The following is a 21,068-nucleotide window of genomic DNA, read 5'->3' on the forward strand; positions in this document are numbered from 1 at the left end:
TTAACAGCTGTTAATTTTCAATTTGATAGAAACTAATCGGTTTTTCATAAAGTTGGTTACATCCACCATCCATGATCAGGAATTCGATTTGGAGATTTGTACAATCTGTCACATTTCCGATCAATGTTGGGTCGACTTCTCCATCGTTTACATGAGTTGGAGTTACTTCGATCGCAATCGGTAATTCACTGATGGTATCTACAGAAAGATGCACTTTATGGCCAAACCAAGTGATTTTATTGCTAAAAGAATCAAACTTTGCTCCCTTGTTGTTCACTCTGTTTTAGGCTTGATCTTTTCATAGGCGTTAATGGCGGCACTATCGATAGCCTGATGCCCTCCATTGATACGACTTCAGCTTGGCCTATCTGGACAAGATCATATAAAGATTTTTTCTGCTAGATTTTTTTGGGTGTGTTCATGGAAAATACTGTACTAAAAGTAGAGGTAGATGGTTCAGGTCGACTGATATTTAAACCGCATTGATAACGGAATGAATGTCTTAATCCAATCGGTTACGAAGGGCTGTAAACGTATCAAAACCTTCTAATGGAGCAGCAATTAGAGCTCTTAAAATTCCTTTCCTTAGAATGACCTTCAGCCCCCCCCTTGGGGTGAAGAATTGCTTAGCAAAGGGACGTAAATCAACACTAAAAAAGATTTGGCAAATTTTCTTTAGAATCTAAAATTTACAGTTCTTCAAAAAGGAAAATAGACTTTCTTGTAGAATGTACAAAGTGACTTCCCCCTAGCGAATTATTGTGTTTAGGTCACATCAAAAATTCTACAAATGAGGGGTGAAGTCCTTTTTTCTTTTGAAAGTCTTATGGCTCTTAGAACAAAAAAATGTAAAATGTTCAAATAAAAAACTTGATTAGAAGTTAAAATTTTTTATTTTTGTTCTTAATTTCTCTAAATTTCAAATGGTTCAGGTATCAATATTTGGATTTCCACAACCTAAGTTTAGTATCGTTGATAACTGGGCACTTCATAGTACAGCTTCCAGTTCATTAGGGTTTCTGTTTTTTTCCAAAATAAAAGGGCAGAGAATCGAAAAATCCTTATGCAGTGATATGCAAAGGGGCTATACATGGAGAGAGGGCCATCATAACCTTTTTTGGTTTTCCAAAATTATTGAAGCTGACGCTTGACTAAAGAATCATGGCTACAGAGGATTCACGCCAAGCCCTTGATGGATAGATCACATATATGTATATTTATACATAATTTTGATATAGGTATACTGCAACACTCTGTATTTTTTCTTGCAGAAAACAGTTTTTTGAGTCGCGAGATTTATTTTCATAGAATGCAAGAGTTTTCCTGATGAATTCATGAAGAAGAATATTTGTTACAGCCTGAATACGTGTTTTGATTTGCCGTAAGTCTTCGTACCCATTCATACACTCTCCCTTTCAATAAGTACATGCAGTCAAAGGATTCGGACTATGATGAAACTTAGTCTAATGCTTCTTCGCATGAAAGGCACGGATCATGCTTGCCTCTTCTCAGATCCTGTCTGCTATTTCGATCGAGTCAAATAAAATAACTCCTTTATTTCCGCCTCCATTTGAAAAATAAGGAAGGATTACTCATCTAGAAAATAATTAGGATCTATTTTCAAGGGAAAAAGAACTTATCACAATTTATGGTAAAATGGAAGAAATATAGACGTGATGTGAAGCGATCTTCGGAGTGGCCCTGGTTAATGATGCTGTCAGCGGTGGATGCCCGGAAACAAGAGATCGATGAGACGATTCTCAAGGAACTGGAGGTGTTGGCGATGAACGAGCAAGAAATTCGCGAAGCATTGGAAGAGTGGGAGAAGCTAAGCGTCAGTTCGGAAAATCGCTACGCGTATGAAATGCGGCTGAAATGGCTGCGGGATCAATTGTCCAATCTTCTTGGCGAGCGGCGTGCTGGGATGGAGGAAGGGTTGGAAAAAGGATTGAAACAAGGGTTGAAGCAAGGGCTAAAGCAAGGTCGGGAGGAAGAACGGAAGAATATGATCCGGCATATGTCGGCGAAAGGAATGGCAGCGAAAGATATTGCCGATCTCACTGGACTTGCGGAAGAGGAAGTGCGAAAGTGGTTGAAATAGTTACCTATCGATTTGACTGAAATGGGCTTGTTTGCGAAAAACTTTTGGGTTTTTGTATGTTTTTGCATTCCTAACGGGATCCGCTCCTTTTATCACTTATTCCATATTTTCTCTAGTAAGACGGTTGGTTAATGGTGTTATTTTTCAAACAACTGGTCGGAATCACTTAAATTTTTTTGGCTCGTTTAAGGCTTTTTGCGCTAACATTCCATTAAGCGATAGTCATGGCTAAGGGATAGAGCCATCATTGAAGCGATTTCAATGGAATCATTTACAACAATAGTTTTTCTCGATCCTGCCACCATAGCTTAAATTCCACTTCGTTTTTGTGTTATTAATGGTATCGGTACAAAAGAGAGGATCTGCTTTTAGCGGATAGTGCTCCCCATCATGATCGTAACTATTTTTTATTAAATGGATGCAGTCCACATCTTCATCTAGATTCACAGAGCGAATTTGTTTATTGATGTGAGCTGTTGTGTAAAAGCAGCAATAACTGATCCGTCTTAATGCAAAATTCAGTTCTTGTTTACCTAATCATTTGTGCTGCTTTCATGCTCATATCACCGTAATCTTTCGCTGGCAGCAATAGCATCATTCACATTTCTTGTTGTGAATAGGCAAGTTTTCCGCGGCAAAATGTCATTACTACTTCAAGGCGGTCATTTAAAACAACTAAGTCAGCATCTTTTCCTTTTGCAATGCTTCCTTTGCGATCATAAACGTTTATTTGTTTAGCAGGGTTAACGGCTGCCATTTGAATAATGTCTTGAAGCGTACATCCGGTGTAAGCCATCATGTTTTTGGCTGCATCATTCAGCTTCAAAATACTTCCTGCCAGCGTCCCATCCCGCAAAACTGCCCGATCTTCATTCACTCGGACTTCTTGGCCTCCAAGTTCATAGATTCCTTTACCGAGACATTTCGCTCTCATTGCATCCGTGATTAAAATAAGCCCGTCATTTCCTTTGTTTTGATAAGCAAATTTCACCATTCCCGGACACACATGAATGCCATCTGCGATAATTTCGCACAACACCTCATCATGCATGAGCACTGCTAGAGCAGCTCCCGGCTTGCGATGGTGCAATCCGCTCATTCCATTAAATAAATGGGTTGCATGGGTAATGCCAGCTTGTATGCTTTTAGCAGCTTCAGCATAAGAAGCATCTGAATGCCCGATGGAGGCGACAACTCCTGTTTGTTTTAAATAATCGGTTAATTCTATTCCACCTTTTCTTTCAGGCGCCAATGTCACAAGCTTTATCGCTCCGCCGGACATATGCTGCCATTTTTTAAATAACTGCAAGTTCGGTTCGAGAATATTTTCTGAGTGCTGCGCCCCTGCTCTTTTAGGGGAAATAAACGGACCTTCCAAGTGGACTCCTAACACTTCTGCATATCCGGGTTCATTCGCTGTTTCCATGTACTTTCTTACATTGATCAGAGCTTCTTCAATCCGCTGTTCAGAGCTTGTCATCGTTGTTGCTAAAAACTCGTCGTTCCTTCCCGGGGGAGTGCCGCTGCCATTTTGCGAATTGCCTCATCGGTTCCATCCATCGTATCAGCGCCTGCTGCTCCATGAATATGCAAATCGATAAAACCAGGAATGACTGCATAATTGTTTTTGCTTTCAATTTTTTCAACCCGTTCGTCTGTAACAGCCAGCTTTTCTTGAGGACCAACGTCAAGAATTTTCCCATTTTCTATTAATACATATCCATTTTTGAAAACTCGTTCTTCAGCATATACCGTCATATTCGATAATAAAATCTTGCTCATAAAGATCTCCTTTTTCTAGTAACAATCTCTATTTAAATTGTATGTATGTGGAACAAAATGTTAAATGACTTTTATGGGATTTTTAAGCACATATATTGGTCTATCCGGAAAATTGAAAAAATATGAAACTACTGCTTCCAGATAAAGAAGATTTCAATAATTCTTTTTAGCAGCTTTTCCATTAAACCGCAGTCGTTTCAGTATTTTGAAGCAAACATATCGTTCATCTGCATGCCGGAATACACATTATATCACAATCGCTTATTCGTAATGTAAGCTTCCGTTCTGAAAGAAACGTTTTTTTCGCTAGTGTGCATAAAACAGACCGGTCCAATCAGTATGGATATGTCGTTAAGCGTCGCCTGTGAAGCTCCGAACAATCGAGAGGCTAGCGGCTGGATAATTTTTTTGATTTTCGCAAAACTTTTTATTTATTATTTGCGAATATATAGGTAGTGATAGAAGTTTTGAGCTTTGGGATTGGAAGTGAAGCTTCACGATGGATCAAGAGAAGAAATGGATAAAAGCAATACAGAAGCGGGCAAGTGAAAAAGCGGCAAATAAGCTGATCTCTTATTATTACAAAGAGATTTATGCGTTCGTATTTAAACAAACGTTTGATCAAGAATTAGCGAAAGATTTGACGCAGGAGATTTTCATCAGCATGCTGCGCGGCATTCACCACTATGAGGGGAAAGCGGCGTTCCGGACATGGCTGTATAAAATCGCAAAGGCGAGAATCATCGATTACTATCGCTCGAAAGAATATAAACAGCAGAAGAAAACGGTCAATTTGTTAACAGATCAGCGGGAAAGTGATGATGTGCTTTTTACAATCGAACAAAAGGACGAGGTAAAACAGGTTTTAAACCTGCTTGAACGATTTGATCATGAGAATCGACGAATTGTGCAAATGAAAATTTTTGCAGGCCAAACATTTGCCGAGATTGCCGCAAAGCTCCAGATAAAAGAATCAACCGTAAAAACGAAATATTATTCTACATTGCGAAAAATCAATGAGCAGTTAAAGGAGGATGTCCATGGCCATTGATAACGAAAAAATTCCTTTTCCTAGCGATAAGGAGATCAAACAAGAAATTCAGAAGATTATTGCAAAAGGCATGAACAAAAAGCCTTCCTTTTGGCAATATATGTTCACTATGTATCGCGAAGTCGGTTTCCGCAACGTCTTTCGTGATCTGACGGAAATCGCTTTTACGATTGTTTTAACTATCGCTGTTTTCGCTATGTTTGTTCTTTCAACCGCAGAATATTTTTCATGGACAGCCTTGGATGTATATACATTCATCTTTTGTTTTTCACCTGTTATTTATTTTGTCATCGTTTTTTTCTTTTTTATTTGCCAAAAGCAAAAGCCGGCGTTTGAGGTGGAAATGACTTGTAAATACAATGTGTATCAATTAGCAGCATTCCGTATGTTCATGTTCAGCATTTTCGCTATGCTCGCCAATGGAGTCATCATTTTCTGGCTGGCAACAGAGTTTTCCATTCATTTTCCTTTTGCCTTTTTATTATCTGTTGCATCTTTATTTCTTTTTGCTGCTGCTTTTTTGTATGTATTGCTTTATGTACCGACAAAAAGTGGGAAAATTGCTTTATTTATCAGCTGGATTGCCGCAAACTTGTTTCTTTCTTACATGAACAGCTATGTTTATCAAGCCTTTTTGTTAAACGTTCCGTATTTTATTTACATCATCATCGGGATGGCTGCGATGTATATATATGTTCATCAGCTTAAGCTGTTTTTCGTCAAAACCAATATAAAAGGAGTTTTGTAAAGATGCTAATTGTCGACCATGTTTCCAAATATTACGGCAATTTTATTGCTCTTGAAAATGTTCATTTACAGTTTGACAACGGAATTTACGGACTATTAGCCCCAAATGGCGCTGGGAAGACAACATTGATGAAAATGCTTGTCACACTCATCTTTCCGACAAAAGGAGAAATTCGTTACAACGGAGAAAATATCATCCATCTCGGCAGCAAATACCGCGAGCTTCTCGGTTATTTGCCGCAGCAGTTCGGATATTACAAGCATTACAGCCCTGCAAAATATTTGCTTTACCTTTCAGCATTAAAAGGGATTTCAAAGCATGAAGCAAAAGAAAAAATACCGAAGCTTTTAAAGCTCGTTGGACTTGAAGATGTCATGCATAAAAAAATGAGGAAGTTTTCCGGCGGGATGATTCAGCGGGTCGGCATCGCCCAGGCATTGCTGAACGATCCAAAAATTTTGATTCTTGATGAGCCCACTGCAGGTCTTGATCCGACCGAACGCGCCCGTTTCCGCAAGCTTTTAACCCAATTAGCAAACGATCGGATCATTATTTTATCAACGCATATTGTGTCTGATGTCGAATCGATTGCCAATGAAATCATTATGATTAAAGATAAAACGATTTTATATAAAAAGCCGATACGTGAATTATGCCAATTATTGTCCGGCCGCATTTATGAGACCGCAGCTGATTTTCAGGATGCAGAAATCTTTCGGAAGCGATTTGCAACAATTTCGGAAAAGCAAGAAAATGGCCAGATGATCTTTCGGTTTGTTAGCGACGAACAGCCAAATGAAAATTGGAAAAGTGTTGAGCCGACATTAGAGGACGTATTTCTTCATGTATATGGAGAAGGAGCGCTGGCATAATGATCAAATACGAATTAATAAAAGTTGTCAAGTCGCCGATCTTTATCATTTTACTATTATTTTTTGTGGCGTTGAATGGTTTGATTATTTTCGACCATAAAAATGAACGGGAAAATTTACCTGTTTTACAAAACATAGTTGAGCAATACGGGACGAAAATCGATGATGAAGCATTGGCAGGTATGAAAAAAGAAATCGATCATGAAATGGTATGGGTGAATGAGCTGAATCCAAAAAGCGAGAAGCAGTATCAGTTTCCATATGAGTTTATAAAAGGCCATGAAGCGTTTCTGTACCAACATCTTACGGATCGTGAATTAAACAGGCTATTCAATCTCAACTTGTTCACTCAATATTATGAAACCGCTAAAAGCGTCGATGATATTTACAGCGAGCTGGATGCGACAGAGTTTGCCCGGCAACAAATCAAGAAATACGGATTAAGCGGGGAGGCAGAAGAAACGGTGCTGAACCAAGCCAATCTTTTAGAAAAGCGGCTGCAGCAGCTAGTGAAAAACGGTGAACATCGCCATTTCTTTTATTTAGGATCAGTCTATGAAATGCATTCCTTGCTATTTAAAAAGCTTGGCCGGGCGATCGCTTTTGAAGGAATGATCCTCGTTGTTTTAATCACAGCATTGCTAACTAATTATGAATTTGAACACCGTACATTCTTTGTTGCATTTACGAGCAAACGCGGGAGAAATTTGCTATGGGACAAGCTTGCTGCAAGTGTAATCGCTAATGTGTGTGCTGTTATGTTGTTAATCGCAGCGACATTGATCATTTACTTTTCTGTCTATGATTATTCTAATCTTCTGTTTGTGCCGATTAGCAGCTATTTTAATAGCGAAACGCCTTTTCCTTACATATCGTGGTGGAATCTATCATTCTTGCAGTATGTTTGTTTATTTGTCGGCTGTTTACTATTAAGCCAGCTGCTGTACATGCTGCTCACCTTCAGCTTATCTATATGGCTGAAAAACAGCTATCTTGTTTTCTTTACATTTGCTTTGTTCGCTGGTGTTAGTTTATGGCTTCCAAGCGTTGTTTCACTGAATAGTAAATTTATCTTGATCATGCATGTGAATCCTTTTTATTTAATTATGAATCCGCATGTATGGTTTATGGGAAACAACATTTTTACGATGTTTCCATATTTTGAAGCTGTAACGATAGCAGCGTGGGCGGTCATATTTGTTCTATTAGGATTCTTCAGCATGTACAAATTTAAACGGCAACCATTAAATTAGGGGGAAGAATATTGAGAGTTTTTTTATACGAACTAAGAAAATTGTTCAATTGGAAGGTGCTGCTGCTTATTTTGTTCATCAGTTTTCTGTTTTACAAGCTGTTTTTAAGCTTTTATTTTGAAAATTTCCCTAATGGACGGCCTGCAAAAGATGAGTTTATGATTACGAAAGAAATGATCAATAAATATGGGCATGAAATGGACGAAAAAGAGTTTCAACATTTTAAAAACTGGTATAAGCAAAAAAAAGACGAGGCCAATGCCTATTTAAAATCACAACAAGATGCGGAAAAACTAGGCATTACAACATATGAACAGTTTCGACAATTGGATTTAACAAATAAACAGTATGCAGATTTTCATGAAAAAGTCGTGTTTGTTGATCAAGCAGATGTTTTTTGGGAGCTGCAAGCATTCGAAAATATCATTGAACAATATGAATCGAAAGGGAGGGATATTGAATCTTATACCGATGAAGATCAGCAAGAACGTGTAAAACAAATCATGGCAAACAATGATGTCAATTCTGTTTTTCCATATCTTGTCTATGAAAATTACAATGAGCTCACCCGCTTTTGGGCGGTTTTGATTATTATAAGCGTTGTCATGGTAACATGCCGCGTTCATATTACAGACAGACTAAACAATGCGATCAGTCTGCAATACACGACGAAAACCGGTCGGAATTTGTTTTCTGCAAAACTTCTTGCTGCTTTAGCAGCCACAGCATTGATCACAACTGTGCAGATCGTCATTTTTTGGTTTTTCTATCTTGGGAATGTTACGCAAGCTTTTTTTCCGCTTTCCATCAATTCGTTCTATAATTTTTACTATTTTTGGTTTGACTTTACATTTGAAGGCTATATCATCACAACGGTGATTGCTATTTATATTGTTGCCATTGTTGCGGCGCTCTTTTCAGTATTTTTCTCACGGATCGCACAAAACTACATCACATTGATCGGCTCGCTTGTCCCGATCGTTGTGCTGCTAAGCTATTGTACTTTAAAATACCTTGTTGGCGAACTGTTTGCGATTCTTCATCCGCTTATGCTTACAATCGGCACCTTTCTTGTATTGATCGCGATCAGTACGATATTCATCATTTACAGAATGAAGCAGGAAAAGCTTGTTGATCTTATATAAACCAAGCGATAGCGGACAAAGCACGATCTTGCTGATAGCGGGCTGGAGATCGATGAAGCAGGAATTCACGGGGTTGCTTCCTTCTTCTGATTTTCCTTCCTCCAGCCTCGATAAAATAACAGACAGTCTGATACGATTTACATTCATTTTTTAGAGCTTCGGCAAGCAATCAGAAACATCATGCCGCTATACCTTCTGATTTTTATCTGCCTATTTTTTGACTGATTTCTATAAATCCCTACCATTTTGAAATTTGATTGATCGAGAGAGGCTCGAAACTTTAAGACAATCAATCTCATTGAAACAATTTTAGTATCGGCTATTCAGTTTATGGGATTCGAAAACTTTAAGACGATGAATCTTAGACTTTGCCAGCCTTCCTTTCTATCTGCTCCGTATGGTTTAAGGTGGACATTTCAGGAGGATGGCAAGGTCTTTTTTATTGAAGTGCATTACTTTTGGACACCTGTATCAAGCGAAACGATGAAGGTTTCCGTCATTTCTGTTTTTTTCTAAATCTAAATGTTTTTCCTCTTTTATATTCATTATTGTTATATGATGCAGTGAGGCTTTAACAGCATTACTTGAGCGTTTACAGTAAAACTGAAAAAATGCCTGTCTCTGCTGTTTTGAATTGTAGCGGGCTGGAAACGTTCAAAAATCTAGTAAAAAACTTCATTATTTAAATTCCTATTAATAAGTTTGAAATTTTAGGTTGACATTTCTTATAGTTAGTTTTATATTAGAAACAGAACATACGTTCTGTTTGGTGAGAATATTAATACTTGTCCTAGCTGTTACGATTTTTAATCTTTCCCCCTCTTATGTTTTCCTCTTATTTTTATTCTCCATCGAAAGGACGATCTCCATTATGAAAGAATACCTCGATTTGAAGATGGATTTCATGTTTAAGCAGCTGTTCGGCGACCCGAACCGCAAGTCGCTTACCATTGCTTTTTTGAATGCGATTTTACATCGGAGCGAAGCAGATCGCATTGTCGATGTTCAGTTTGAAAGCACGGAGCTGACGAAAGAGACAGAAGATGGAAAAATGAACCGGCTTGATGTACTGGTACTGACGGATCGAGGCGAGCGCATCAATGTGGAAATTCAAATCGTAAATCAGCACGATTTACCGGAACGAATTTTGTATTACTGGGCGAGGGTTTTCTCCCGGTCATTAGCAAAAGGACAGCCGTACAGCATGCTTCCCCCTACCTTTATGATTACCATCCTTAATTATCGGCTTTTTCCTCATGAAACGGAGCGATTTCATACGGTTTTCCATATACGAGAAGATGAAGAACATTTTCTTTGGTGTCCGCACCTTGAATTTCACGTCATTGATTTACAGCAGTTTATGGTAAAATGGAAGAAATATAACAGAGAAATAAAACGATTGCCAGAGTATCCGTGGCTGATGATGCTGTCAGCAGTAGACGCCAAAAAGGGGAAAATCGATGAGTTTATGCTCAGTGAACTGGAGGTGTTTGCGATGAATGAGCAGGAAATTCGTGAAGCGCTGGAAGAATGGGAAAGCTTAAGCGTCAACCCGGTAAACCGTTATGAATACGAAATGCGTTTGAAATGGCTGCGGGACCAATTGTCAAACCTTCAAGGCGAACGGCGAGCAGGATGGGAGGAAGGGCTGAAAAAGGGAATGGAAGAAGGATTGAAAAAAGGGTTGAATCAGGGCCGGGAAGAAGGAGTTCGACAGGTAGCCATAGACATGCTTCGTTCAGGGCTAGAACAGGAAGTTATTATGTCAGTTACGAAATTAACTGAAGAAGAGCTAGATGAACTGAAAAAGAAACTATCCTCCAACTCCTTTTAAGCGGGAAGGAACGAGACTCTCATTACATGACTAACTATTGCCAGCTGTTCAGGTCAATTTTGTAAAAAGGAAGTTACCTGAATTTTGTGGACGAGATAGAGGAGTTATACTTGTTATTCCAGTAAAATGGGAGAGTGGGTAGCTGCTGCAAAGCATGTGCCAACATTGAAGGCGCCTGCCAGCGCGCACGAACTTGAAAACTTTCCTCCCTTGACGGGGATTCACGGAATCAGACGTATGCAATCGATGAGCTGACAGGCGAAATGATTTATTGGCTCTGGTGCCAGTAAATGGTTGATAACAATTTATTCATTATTCGTGTGATGCTCCCATTTAGCTTTCTACCCGATCCACTGTTTCGCAATGGGAATTCTTTTAATGACGAAATAATCCAAAACCCACACCGCTAATAGTGACGCGCCTACTAATGGGAAGAAAAGACCTAGAACAATGACAATGACGGCTACTCCCTTTAACATTTTAAAGTTTTCTGGCAAAGCCGGAGCACCCAATTTGCCTTTCGGTTTTCGCTTCCACCACATTATAACGCCACTTACAACAATCATTATAATGCCAATAGTTAATGCAAGCATGAACAGCTGGCTAATGAATCCAAATTCTCCTTGATGAAATGCAATGCCTAGTGAAATTAATTTTCCCAATGCACCATAGTCACTCCATGCAAATTTAGCTAAAACTTTTCCGCTGTATTGATCTATATGCAGCGTTTGTTGCGCCCAAGGCAGTGGGCGGTTAGGATAGACGTCAGCAGGATCTAGAAAGATCGTATATACACCGGTTTCTCCATCAGGAAATGCAATTCTATATCCCGGTTGGACGTTGTTTTTTTCTGCAATTTGCATAACTTTATCAACAGAAATTGTTTTCACCCCATTGGGACTTGATTCGGGCACAGGTAAGTTTTCAGCTGCCCAAGGAACATCTGCTATTTCTTTTGTTGGAATTGTTGATTTAGGAAATGCATATTTTTCCCATGGTTGATCTCCTTCCGGGTTTCCGGAAATGGGATCAACGATACGATGTGCCATGCTTCCCCAAACACCGGACCACATGAGTCCAGAAAACAATTGTACGACGATAAAAAGAGAAAGCCAGATTGCTGTAACGGCATGCATATCGCGCCAAAACGTGCGGTTTCTTTTACTCAGGTTTATTCGCGGAATCAATGTCCCAAAAAGAGATTTTCTATTTCGCGGCCACCATAAGTAAACACCAGTAATAATTAGGATAATGAACCAGCAAGCGGAGAGCTCTACTAACCAGTTTCCAATGGTGCCGCCCCATAATTCACCGTTATGCAAATCTTTCACCCATGCCATGAAGCGTGCATTCTCATTTAACTTTCCAATAATGTCGCCGTTGTATGGATTGACAAACACAGATATACTTTTTCCGTTCACCATTATTTCAACCTCAGATGATCTGTCCGGTGCAACGGAAGGTGTAAAACCTGTAATTTTTGCATGTGGATAATTCTTTTTCACTTCATGAATCTGTTCTGTAGATGAAATTTTTTGCTGACCTTGTTGGACGTAATAAAGATCATGGTACATGTAATTTTCAATTTGCGGTTTAAACAGGTAAATTCCTCCGGTAATAGACAAAAAAATAATCAGCGGTGCGAAAAAAATCCCTGCGTAAAAATGCCATCTCCATACTGTTTTATATAAAGAAGCTTTCGTTTGTTTATCAGTGAATGCTTTTGAATCCTTTGCTACTGCATCTATTCTTTCAAATTCCATTGTTTTCACCCTTTTTTTAAGCAATGACAAAAACTTTTATAGATCATGTCGATATAACCTCAACAATTGCAATGCGGTTTTTTCCTTATGAATTGTATTTTTCATATGGTCAATAATAGAGCCTTCCTTTATAAACAGAATTTGATCGCCTGCTTCTGCGGCAACATCCATCATATGAGTGGAAAAAATGATGATTGTGCCTTTCATCTTTTGTTCTTTTATCAAATTGACAAACTGATCAATCCAAAATGGGTCTAAACCATTTGTTGGCTCATCTAACAAGAGCAGTTTTGGATTTCCTAACAATGCTTGTCCTAATAATAGTCTTTGCCTCATTCCTTTTGATACATTTTTCACTAGTTCTCTTTTAAATTCTTCCAAACCTATTTTTTTTAAAATGTCTTTTACAGATGATTGATCTTTTTTCCGCAGTTTGGCATAAAATGATAAAAATTCTTGAAGGGTCATGAATTGCTGAGCATGAAAATCATCGGGCATGTAGCCTATCTGCTCGATATAGTTTTTTCTGTTTTTAATTAGACTGATATTGTTTAAAACAATGTCCCCGGAGGACGGTTTTGAAATACCCGCCAAAATGCGAAGAAGCGTGCTTTTTCCGGCTCCGTTTCCGCCGCATAATACGATGCATTCCCCTTTTTTTGCTTCCAGTGACATGGAAGAAAGCACAACTTTTGTTTTATATTTTTTTGAAACGTCGGAGACTTGTAATGTTGTCATTGTCTTTTCTTCCTTTCAAGCTTCCAGACGGAAAATGCAAGCATGATGCTTGAAAAGATGAACATATAACCGACGAACAGCACCCATAACGCTTTTGTTTGCATAAAAGAGATGAGCTCGTCGTATGATTGTCCAAAAACAGCTCCGCCGTCAAGCTGAACAACAAATACTATGCGGAGCAATTCCGCCGGATTACAGAATAAAGATGCCTTTAAAAGCGGAGCTATCATCGGATAAGGGACAAAGCTCAAAACGGAAATGACTGCAGTCGGCCATATCATGATAAGAAAGAACCACACGCCGACCGAAAGTATGAGAGCTTGCCATCTCGTTTCTGAAAACGAGCCAATGGTCAAGCCGATGACGAGAAAAAACCATATTAGCGAGATAGAAAAAAAATATAAAATGAGCACCCATTTCAAAGATAATGAACTTCCCAATAAAGTGCCGACCAAAAGGCTCAAACTGAAGCTTAAGCTGAAGATGGCAGATTGTGCGGTCAATTGCCCGCAAAGCTTCCCAACCCAATAGGCAATAGTCGGCAACGGATACGTGCATAAAAGACTCCACTGGCCATTTTCCATTTCATTCGCAATGGAAAACGATCCAGCCACCAGCATAAACAGAGGTACGATGTACAGCACAATGTTGGCGATTGTGCCTGTCATGTTTGTATAGCCTGTGAGAGCAGGGTTATTCCGCTCTAACAAAAATAGTAATGATAAAACGAAAATCCATAGAAACACAAACGTGTAAGAAGAACGCTGCCTGATTGTCAAACGCCATTCGGCTTTCCATATGTTCCGCATAACTCCTCCCGCTGTAAAAAAAGGGCACTTATAAATTTGCCCTTCATTCATGTGAATGATCATTGCCCTCATCCATGTGGCTGTGGTCGCCATTCATATCCGTATGACCATCCTGCATATTCTTTTCCATCATTTCTTTATTCATTTTCCATTTATGATCTTGCAATTGATCGAAGTTTAATATTTTTCCGCTATTTTTTGAAATGAAGGCTTCAGCATCTTTTTTATCTTGGAAAGAAATGACGTTATAGGCCATTGGCGTCCGTATCGATTGATCATACACGTAGGTTGCTTTATCAGATTCAACCCATTCTTTCGAATGATAATCTCTGACGAATTCCGCTTCGATGTTTTCATTTTTATTTTCGCTTTTCCATTTATACATACATCCGATATCATCAAAAACTAATGTTTTGCCATTTTTTAAAATAAGCTGTGTTGCAAACTGATTATCCATTACAGCCATGTTACATTGAGCGCATTTATCGTTTTTTTCATCAATGGCTCTTGGCGACACTTCCTTTTTTCCGCACGCAGCAGTGATAATCAGTAGAGCGCATAACATGAAAATGAAATACATTTTACGCATCCTCTTTTTTCCTCCCTATCCTCCATAAAGTAATGCTTCCTAAAAACAAGAGAAGACTGAAAACAATGATCACTCCAGAAGATGACTTTGATTCATCTTGTATTTTAGCTGTCATAAGCGGCGAGTCATCCGTCATCGCTTCATTGTCTGGACTTTTCCATAATTTTTGCAATACAACCATGCCTGGTGAATGGAAAAACAGCTGGTATTCTGGAATATCCTTCGTCAAACTTAAAAAGAACGGATTCGTTTTATAAGGTATGTCGCTATAACCGGATCCATCGGCATCAAGCTTTAGAGAGGCGTCCCAATAATTCCTTTTCACTTCATTGTCCGAGCTGCTCAAAGCTTGAGCTTCATTTACATTGCTAATAAACGTATTGTTTGAAACGATGTTTCCGTTCGCCTCTTTGAATTGAATGCCAATCAAATTCCCACGCACTTCATTGGATAAAATAAGGTTATTGGAGGCGCTTTCGGCCAAAATACCAACTCGATTATAAGAAATATTATTGCGAACCACCTTTGTCTCTGTCGCATCAAATAAAAGAATCCCCTGAGCATGAACATTGCGGTTGTTAAAAATGAATTCATTATTTTCGATTTTTCCACCCTTTGTTTCCATGACCATCGCTCCTGCCACGTTATTTTTGGAAATGTTTTTTTGAATTGTTATGTGGTCAGAATACATAATGTGTATGCCGTAATTTGATTGCTGGATGAGGTTTTGGACGGCCGTTGTATAATCGCTTTGCTCCATATAAATCCCATCTCTCACTTTTTCGATTCTGACTTTTTCAATGACATTTTGTTCTGACTTCCATAAATCAATCCCGTTATGTTGTTTTTCACCTTTTATCGAGCTTTGTGTGATGACGGTGTGATAGGCGTGTTCAAGCTTTATCCCGATCCCCTTTGTACGAATATGAACGTGTTCAATTCGGTGATGAGTTCCTGATACTTGTATGGCGGCAGCGTTTTTCTCTTGGCTGCATTGAATGACCGTTACGTTTTTTACTGAAACGCGTTGACCTTTGATGGAGATGACGGGTTCTTTACGGCAGGATTGAATGGTTACTTGTCCATTTCCTTGTAACGTAACAGGTTTTGAGAGCACAATCGATTCATGATAAACGCCTCTCGGTATTCTCACGATTGAGTGCTCTGGAGCTTGATCAATCAGATATTGCAATGTGCTTTCGGCATGGATGCTGGATGGATGTGTCCAAAAAAGCATCAAAAAAACGATTAAATACCATAATTTTTTCATGACGGAATCCTTTTTTCAGTGTCATTGTTCTAATTGAAGGTTAGCGTATAATTGTGTGAAAACTATGAAGCCTATTTGGATATTTTTTTACATTTGTTTCCTTTCTTACATTCATTTACTGACCTTTGCTTTTAAAATTGGCAATTTGTCAAATCCAATCGCAGGAGGTCTAAACATGATGGACAGTCATGTGAAACATTTGCTTGCCTTTCTATCGCTCGGAGCTTACTAGGACAAATTTATGAAAAACTTCAAACAAATTTCATAATTTCTGGTTATAATTAATAAATTAGAAAATTCATTTAACTAAGTTGAGAGAAGGTGTCAAGTGGCTGATGTCTTTAAAGGTGTTAATCGTTGATGATGAAGAAAAGATGCGAAAGCTGATTAGAACGTATTTGACAAGAGAAGGATATATATGTTTGGAAGCAAAAGACGGGTTTGAAGCACTTGAAAGATTAAAAAAGGAAAACCCGGATATGCTGATCGTTGATGTCATGATGCCTTACATTGATGGTTTTACTTTAGTCGAGGAAATGCGGCAATATCTTCAAATTGATTCTCCAGTCATTTTTTTAACGGCAAAAGGGAATGAGGAAGATAAGGTGAAAGGTTTAAAGATTGGGGGAGATGACTATATAGTAAAACCTTTTCATCCTTCAGAGCTTTTGGCGCGTATGGAAGTGATTTTTCGCAGAACACATCGAATTGCAAGCGATGTAAAAATAGCAGCTATTGGACCGTTGCAATTTGATCTTCAAGGCCGGATTGCCACTGTTGAAGGCCGCAGGCTTGCGCTCACACAAAAAGAATTTGATCTATTATTCCTTTTAGCCAAAAATAAAGGAAAAGTATTTACGCGTGGTCAATTGCTTGACCAAATATGGGATTCCGATTATGCAGGAAGTGAACGAACTGTTGATACTCATATTAAAACGATTCGTCTAAAATTAAAGGAGCACAGCCATCTAATTCAAACCGTTTGGGGAATCGGTTACAAGTTTGAGGTGCCGTCTTGAAAAAAATAAAACATTTTTCAGTTAGTCAGAAAGTATTGCTGCTCTTTTTCATCAGCATTATTTTTTCCATCTTGTTTTCTTTTCTGTTCATTCACTTCCTATATAAAGAGCTTTACATTCGCAGTGTGAAAGAGCGGCTTATTTTTGAAGGAAAGCAGACAGCTGCTCACTTTCATTACGGCTCGCTTAGTGAAGATATTAAAGAAAAAATTGAATGGTATAATCTCATTTCACCTTATGAAGTAATAGCTGTTGATCAATTAGATGAGCTTCATCAACATTTTCCGTATCAAATTGATTACAAACATCTGATCAGTCAAGAAGATGAGAAAAAGCTCTCATCCGGGCAATACGTAGTTAAAGAGGGCTATGTTCATGAATTGGATCGAAAGATTGTCGGAGCAATATTCCCGCTAACCCACGAACAGAACTTAATAGGTTTTATATATATTTATATTCCTTTAGCCGAAATACCAGAGGTTTTTAGTAAAGGCATTCCGATTTTAATCTTGTTCGGTTTAATCTTTTTCGTATTGATCTATTTTGTTATCACGTACTCAATTCATTCGATCTTTCGTTCGCTGCGAACTATTCAAACGATTGCAAAAGAGATCAGCCGCGGAAATTTTTCTAAAAGAGTTCCTATCCAAACGTCAGATGATATAGGAGAATTGGCGAGCGCCTTCAACAAAATGACGGAATCTCTTGAAAAACAAGACGAGCGCAAGAAAGAATTTTTATCCAACGTGGCTCATGAATTAAGAACCCCTCTCACATATATTGGAGGATACACGCAAATCTTGCTGGATGAAGCTTATTCATCAAAAGAAGAGGCGAAAAATCATCTTCTGCTCATCAATAAAGAAACAACGCGAATGCAGAAGCTCATAAACGACTTATTACAATTAAATGAGCTGGAAAACAAAGATATGACTCTTGAAGCAGAGCCGATCGCCTTTTCCCAATTGATTCTTGATTCATTAGAACTGTTTGCGCCTGCGCTGAAGAAAAGGAATATATCCATCAAAACAGATTTAGATGATGAAATCATCATTATGGGAGATATGAACCGGCTGCATCAAGTTTTTTGTAATGTGATTGATAATGCCATTAAGTATTCCTTCGAAAACGGGATGATCAACATTATATTGTATCAGAAAGAGAGGCGGGCTGTTGTTATCGTTCGGGATAATGGAATAGGCATACCGAAAAAAGAGTTGGATCGTATAGGGGAACGTTTTTACCGGACAGATAAATCGCGTTCAAGAGAAACAGGGGGAACAGGCCTTGGGCTTTCCATCGTCAAACAAATTGTTGCTTTACATAACGGGACGATGAAAATTGAAAGTGAAGAAGGGCAAGGAACATCGGTTATTTTGTCATTTCCGATAGTAGAGTAGATGTTTAAAAAGGCTATACGAAATGTGGCCTTCAGGCAGTACGATAAAAGTTTCCTTTGGTCTGCAAATGCTTTTGATCAATCTTTTTTGAGGTTTCGCATTTTTTAACCTACTGACGAATATTTCAAGAAATTTTTTAGCTAAACGTCGTTCCTGTTTAAGATTCCTAAACAACCATCATTGAAACTCATCAGTATATTTATCCTTTTATTTCCGTGAAAAATCCCTCTGTGAGACAGGTTAGGTGTTTTTTGCAAAATAAAGTGCAGAGAATTGCAAAATCCTTATGCAGTGATATGCAATGGGGCTTTACATGGAGGAGAAGCCATGATAACCTTTTTTGGTTTTGCCAAAACTGTTGAAGCTGGCGCTTGACTAAAGAATCATGGCTACAGAGGATTTACGCCAAGCCCTTGATGGATAGATCACATATACATTTATTCAAAATTTTGATAAAGATATACTGTAACCCTCTGTATTTTTTTCTTGCAGAAAACGAAGGTTAAACTTTTTCCTAACTGTCTGCATAAGAGGGATCATAATAAAAGCCGGGTTTAATTTGTAAGATTGCTTATATGTTGTTGTTCAACATTTATTTTTATGTTCTTAATGGAAAATCTTTTACCTTCAACATCCTCGCTCTCAGATAATTTGGAAGTGTTGACTGCTACATAATATGTTCCCGTTTTATCTATAGCTATATGAAATTTCTCCTCAAATTTTTGATTAGGCTTGATTTCGTCTTTATATAAAACTCTGTTTGAGGTTTAATCTTTTGAATAAATTACTTCACCTCGCTTATCCTTTATAATGAACGATTCTATTATTGGTTTACTATGAAATAAAGTTGTTTCAGTTCCGTTATTTTTAAAAGCTGCAATGATATCAAATTCTTGTTTGTTTTTAACCGCTTTGGGGGCTTTTAATTTCAGCTCAAAAATTCCGTAACTTGCAGTTTTCTCATCTTTCTTTAATTCATTTACATTATTGCAGCCAACCAAAAAAACCATAATGAATAATAAAATGAATGTTGCGCAATCTTTTCACTCCTGAATCTATATTCATTTAAAACTAGTCTAATTCCTAATTGGGCATTAGTAGGTATATAAATGATGACCTCACTTAATATTCCTATAAGTCTATTTTGCCGCTCACAAGTAATGCAGCTTGTCTCATTCCCTTAAGTATGATGCCATAATAAACTTTTTTGTAATATTATGTAAATAAAAATCAGCAAATTAGAGTAATTCAAAAGCATTAAATCTTGCAAATTCAGTCCACACATTTGATAGTGTAAAAATGAAAACATGAAGACTGCTTCCCGTTAGTGAATACAAGGAGGAATACAATCGTGGTTCAACACCCATTGCCTTTGAAATGATAAGTTTTGCATCGTTTTTTGACTAAAAATTAGGGATTTATAGTCTAATCCTTCATTTGATAAGAAAGATTATTTTTTCGTTAATAAATGATAGATTTCCTGTAGTCTAAAATTCATGCAATAAAAATAAAACAATCCGATTCATTCATATATTTATCAGCTGCTGAAAGCGTGCGGTTTACACCATTTTGCTTTCATGAACGAATATCGCTTCGTTACGTCGTGCGCTTGCGTTCATTACGGTATTTCTTCTGGAACGTTGAACGTCTTTTTCTCGTTACTCCGTACTTTTATATGTCTTTTGGCTTATAGCCACCCTTGAAAGCAGGTAAGACTTTCTTTCATTTCTACAGCTCCAATCTGTTTCCACCGTTTTGTCCGCTCATGCACCACTTTTCAATTTTAAGTGAAAAACTGTGTATTAAATAAAAGGTTAAAACATTTTACACTAAAAGCATCTAATGAGCAGAGACTAGATCAAAAGGAGGAGATCGTAATGAGTGACTCATGGCTTGAATTAGAAGGAAAGGTGGCGATTGTAACAGGCGGCGCTTCCGGGATCGGATTACATATCACAAACGAACTGATCCGAAATGGGGCAAAAGTTGTTGTAGCCGATTTAAATGGAGAAGAAGGACCGCAAGATAATGGTTCTTATTTTCTAAAATGTGACGTTACAAAAAAAGAAAGCGTTGACAAAATGGTGGCCGAAACCGTGAAATTATTCGGCTCAGTCGATATTTTAGTAAATAATGCCGGAGTCAACCTGCCAAGACTGTTAGTCGATGTCAAAGGTGAAAAACCTGAATACGAGTTGAATGAGAAAGATTTTGACTTTATGGTAGCTGTCAATCAAAAAGGTCCTTACCTTTGTGCACAGGCGTCTGCCAGGGAAATGATTAAACAAAATAAAGGAGTTATTATCAATATTGCTTCCGAAGCCGGACAGGAAGGATCATCTGGACAAAGCTGCTATGCCGCGACAAAGGGAGCATTAATAGCTTTCACTCGTTCGTGGGCAAAAGAACTCGGCAAATACAATATCCGAGTTGTTGCGGTGGCGCCTGGCATCAACGAACCGACAGGCTTGACGTCAGATGCTTATAATGAAGCGCTTGCCTATACTCGAGGCGTCACAGTTGATCAATTGTCAACGGATTACAGCAATTCCATTCCTCTTGGGCGTCCGGGTAAACTAAAGGAAATAGCCGATTTAGTTTCTTACTTGGCTTCAGACCGTGCAAGTTATATTACTGGTACGACAGTTAATATTTCTGGAGGCAAATCCCGCGGTTAAGATCACAGCAGCCTAA

The 21,068-nt window shown here is 38.3% G+C and carries 17 protein-coding genes and 1 pseudogene; 10 read left to right on the forward strand and 8 right to left on the reverse strand.

Features of this window, described 5'->3' with window-relative positions; translation table 11 throughout:
• Nucleotides 1–10: 10 nt before the first annotated feature.
• Complete coding sequence (locus tag NSQ61_RS17325) at nucleotides 11–277, reverse strand: hypothetical protein (RefSeq protein ID WP_339212136.1); 267 nt, start codon at nucleotides 275–277, stop codon at nucleotides 11–13.
• Nucleotides 278–1,708: 1,431 nt separating this feature from the next.
• On the opposite strand from NSQ61_RS17325, the gene NSQ61_RS17330 reads away from it, so the two are divergent.
• Nucleotides 1,709–2,101 (forward strand): Rpn family recombination-promoting nuclease/putative transposase, encoded by a 393-nt coding sequence (locus NSQ61_RS17330; protein ID WP_327873706.1) that lies wholly within the window; start codon nucleotides 1,709–1,711, stop codon nucleotides 2,099–2,101.
• Nucleotides 2,102–2,699: 598 nt separating this feature from the next.
• Here NSQ61_RS17330 and nagA read toward each other — a convergent pair.
• A pseudogene (gene nagA, locus NSQ61_RS17335) lies at nucleotides 2,700–3,883 on the reverse strand (N-acetylglucosamine-6-phosphate deacetylase).
• Between the two features lie 499 nt (nucleotides 3,884–4,382).
• Between nagA and NSQ61_RS17340 the strand changes: the two are divergent.
• The 6 genes from NSQ61_RS17340 to NSQ61_RS17365 all read left to right on the forward strand — a co-directional run bounded on the left by NSQ61_RS17340 (nucleotide 4,383) and on the right by NSQ61_RS17365 (nucleotide 10,786).
• Nucleotides 4,383–4,934 (forward strand): RNA polymerase sigma factor, encoded by a 552-nt coding sequence (locus NSQ61_RS17340; RefSeq protein ID WP_063388899.1) that lies wholly within the window; start codon nucleotides 4,383–4,385, stop codon nucleotides 4,932–4,934.
• Nucleotides 4,924–5,682: a hypothetical protein gene (locus NSQ61_RS17345; protein WP_144597791.1), complete on the forward strand. Its 759-nt coding sequence runs from the start codon at nucleotides 4,924–4,926 to the stop codon at nucleotides 5,680–5,682. Before NSQ61_RS17340 ends, NSQ61_RS17345 begins: the two co-directional genes overlap by 11 nt.
• Nucleotides 5,683–5,684: 2 nt before the next feature.
• Nucleotides 5,685–6,554 carry an ABC transporter ATP-binding protein gene (locus NSQ61_RS17350; RefSeq protein ID WP_327862907.1) on the forward strand — a complete coding sequence of 290 codons (870 nt, stop codon included), beginning with the start codon at nucleotides 5,685–5,687 and terminating at the stop codon, nucleotides 6,552–6,554.
• Nucleotides 6,554–7,807 (forward strand): hypothetical protein, encoded by a 1,254-nt coding sequence (locus tag NSQ61_RS17355; RefSeq protein WP_327873705.1) that lies wholly within the window; start codon nucleotides 6,554–6,556, stop codon nucleotides 7,805–7,807. The genes NSQ61_RS17350 and NSQ61_RS17355 overlap by 1 nt, the downstream gene beginning before the upstream one ends.
• Before the next feature lie 11 nt (nucleotides 7,808–7,818).
• A complete protein-coding gene (locus NSQ61_RS17360; RefSeq protein WP_340807675.1) occupies nucleotides 7,819–8,952 on the forward strand; it encodes a hypothetical protein in 1,134 nt (377 codons plus the stop codon).
• 868 nt (nucleotides 8,953–9,820) lie between these two features.
• Complete coding sequence (locus tag NSQ61_RS17365; RefSeq protein WP_340808160.1) at nucleotides 9,821–10,786, forward strand: Rpn family recombination-promoting nuclease/putative transposase; 966 nt, start codon at nucleotides 9,821–9,823, stop codon at nucleotides 10,784–10,786.
• 341 nt (nucleotides 10,787–11,127) lie between these two features.
• Here NSQ61_RS17365 and NSQ61_RS17370 read toward each other — a convergent pair whose 3' ends face one another.
• From NSQ61_RS17370 to NSQ61_RS17390, 5 genes are read right to left on the reverse strand one after another with little or no spacing between them, the layout of a single operon-like run.
• Nucleotides 11,128–12,549: a PepSY-associated TM helix domain-containing protein gene (locus tag NSQ61_RS17370; protein ID WP_340807676.1), complete on the reverse strand. Its 1,422-nt coding sequence runs from the start codon at nucleotides 12,547–12,549 to the stop codon at nucleotides 11,128–11,130.
• 36 nt (nucleotides 12,550–12,585) lie between these two features.
• The gene (locus tag NSQ61_RS17375; RefSeq protein WP_339197808.1) at nucleotides 12,586–13,287 is read right to left on the reverse strand and encodes an ABC transporter ATP-binding protein; all 702 of its coding nucleotides are present in this window, start codon (nucleotides 13,285–13,287) and stop codon (nucleotides 12,586–12,588) included.
• A complete protein-coding gene (locus tag NSQ61_RS17380) occupies nucleotides 13,284–14,096 on the reverse strand; it encodes an ABC transporter permease (protein WP_340807677.1) in 813 nt (270 codons plus the stop codon). Before NSQ61_RS17380 ends, NSQ61_RS17375 begins: the two co-directional genes overlap by 4 nt.
• Nucleotides 14,097–14,139: 43 nt before the next feature.
• On the reverse strand, nucleotides 14,140–14,685 hold the full coding sequence (locus tag NSQ61_RS17385; RefSeq protein ID WP_327848122.1) for a nitrous oxide reductase accessory protein NosL: 546 nt from the start codon (nucleotides 14,683–14,685) through the stop codon (nucleotides 14,140–14,142).
• Nucleotides 14,678–15,955, reverse strand: coding sequence for a right-handed parallel beta-helix repeat-containing protein (locus NSQ61_RS17390; RefSeq protein ID WP_340807679.1), 1,278 nt, complete (start codon nucleotides 15,953–15,955; stop codon nucleotides 14,678–14,680). Before NSQ61_RS17390 ends, NSQ61_RS17385 begins: the two co-directional genes overlap by 8 nt.
• Before the next feature lie 335 nt (nucleotides 15,956–16,290).
• Here NSQ61_RS17390 and NSQ61_RS17395 point away from each other — a divergent pair, with 335 nt between their 5' ends.
• Together NSQ61_RS17395 and NSQ61_RS17400 are read left to right on the forward strand one after the other, a co-directional pair.
• Nucleotides 16,291–16,974: a response regulator transcription factor gene (locus NSQ61_RS17395; RefSeq protein ID WP_063388886.1), complete on the forward strand. Its 684-nt coding sequence runs from the start codon at nucleotides 16,291–16,293 to the stop codon at nucleotides 16,972–16,974.
• On the forward strand, nucleotides 16,971–18,374 hold the full coding sequence (locus tag NSQ61_RS17400) for a sensor histidine kinase (protein ID WP_340807680.1): 1,404 nt from the start codon (nucleotides 16,971–16,973) through the stop codon (nucleotides 18,372–18,374). Before NSQ61_RS17395 ends, NSQ61_RS17400 begins: the two co-directional genes overlap by 4 nt.
• 767 nt (nucleotides 18,375–19,141) lie before the next feature.
• On the opposite strand, the gene NSQ61_RS17405 is transcribed toward NSQ61_RS17400, so the two are convergent.
• The gene (locus NSQ61_RS17405; RefSeq protein WP_340807682.1) at nucleotides 19,142–19,375 is read right to left on the reverse strand and encodes a hypothetical protein; all 234 of its coding nucleotides are present in this window, start codon (nucleotides 19,373–19,375) and stop codon (nucleotides 19,142–19,144) included.
• 876 nt (nucleotides 19,376–20,251) lie between these two features.
• On the opposite strand from NSQ61_RS17405, the gene NSQ61_RS17410 reads away from it, so the two are divergent.
• The gene (locus tag NSQ61_RS17410; RefSeq protein WP_066251157.1) at nucleotides 20,252–21,052 is read left to right on the forward strand and encodes an SDR family oxidoreductase; all 801 of its coding nucleotides are present in this window, start codon (nucleotides 20,252–20,254) and stop codon (nucleotides 21,050–21,052) included.
• Nucleotides 21,053–21,068: the final 16 nt, after the last annotated feature.

The organism is Aeribacillus sp. FSL K6-1121 (assembly GCF_038003725.1).
Classification (GTDB): domain Bacteria; phylum Bacillota; class Bacilli; order Bacillales; family Aeribacillaceae; genus Aeribacillus; species Aeribacillus composti.

Bases quoted from the DNA above. Each gene is read 5' to 3' on its own strand.
- NSQ61_RS17330 (WP_327873706.1), top strand. From the start codon at position 1,709: ATGATGCTGTCAGCGGTGGATGCCCGGAAACAAGAGATCGATGAGACG.
- NSQ61_RS17390 (WP_340807679.1), bottom strand. From the start codon at position 15,955: ATGAAAAAATTATGGTATTTAATCGTTTTTTTGATGCTTTTTTGGACA.
- NSQ61_RS17340 (WP_063388899.1), top strand. From the start codon at position 4,383: ATGGATCAAGAGAAGAAATGGATAAAAGCAATACAGAAGCGGGCAAGT.
- NSQ61_RS17385 (WP_327848122.1), bottom strand. From the start codon at position 14,685: ATGCGTAAAATGTATTTCATTTTCATGTTATGCGCTCTACTGATTATC.
- NSQ61_RS17375 (WP_339197808.1), bottom strand. From the start codon at position 13,287: ATGACAACATTACAAGTCTCCGACGTTTCAAAAAAATATAAAACAAAA.
- NSQ61_RS17395 (WP_063388886.1), top strand. From the start codon at position 16,291: ATGTCTTTAAAGGTGTTAATCGTTGATGATGAAGAAAAGATGCGAAAG.
- NSQ61_RS17380 (WP_340807677.1), bottom strand. From the start codon at position 14,096: ATGCGGAACATATGGAAAGCCGAATGGCGTTTGACAATCAGGCAGCGT.
- NSQ61_RS17410 (WP_066251157.1), top strand. From the start codon at position 20,252: ATGAGTGACTCATGGCTTGAATTAGAAGGAAAGGTGGCGATTGTAACA.
- NSQ61_RS17370 (WP_340807676.1), bottom strand. From the start codon at position 12,549: ATGGAATTTGAAAGAATAGATGCAGTAGCAAAGGATTCAAAAGCATTC.
- NSQ61_RS17355 (WP_327873705.1), top strand. From the start codon at position 6,554: ATGATCAAATACGAATTAATAAAAGTTGTCAAGTCGCCGATCTTTATC.
- NSQ61_RS17345 (WP_144597791.1), top strand. From the start codon at position 4,924: ATGGCCATTGATAACGAAAAAATTCCTTTTCCTAGCGATAAGGAGATC.
- NSQ61_RS17350 (WP_327862907.1), top strand. From the start codon at position 5,685: ATGCTAATTGTCGACCATGTTTCCAAATATTACGGCAATTTTATTGCT.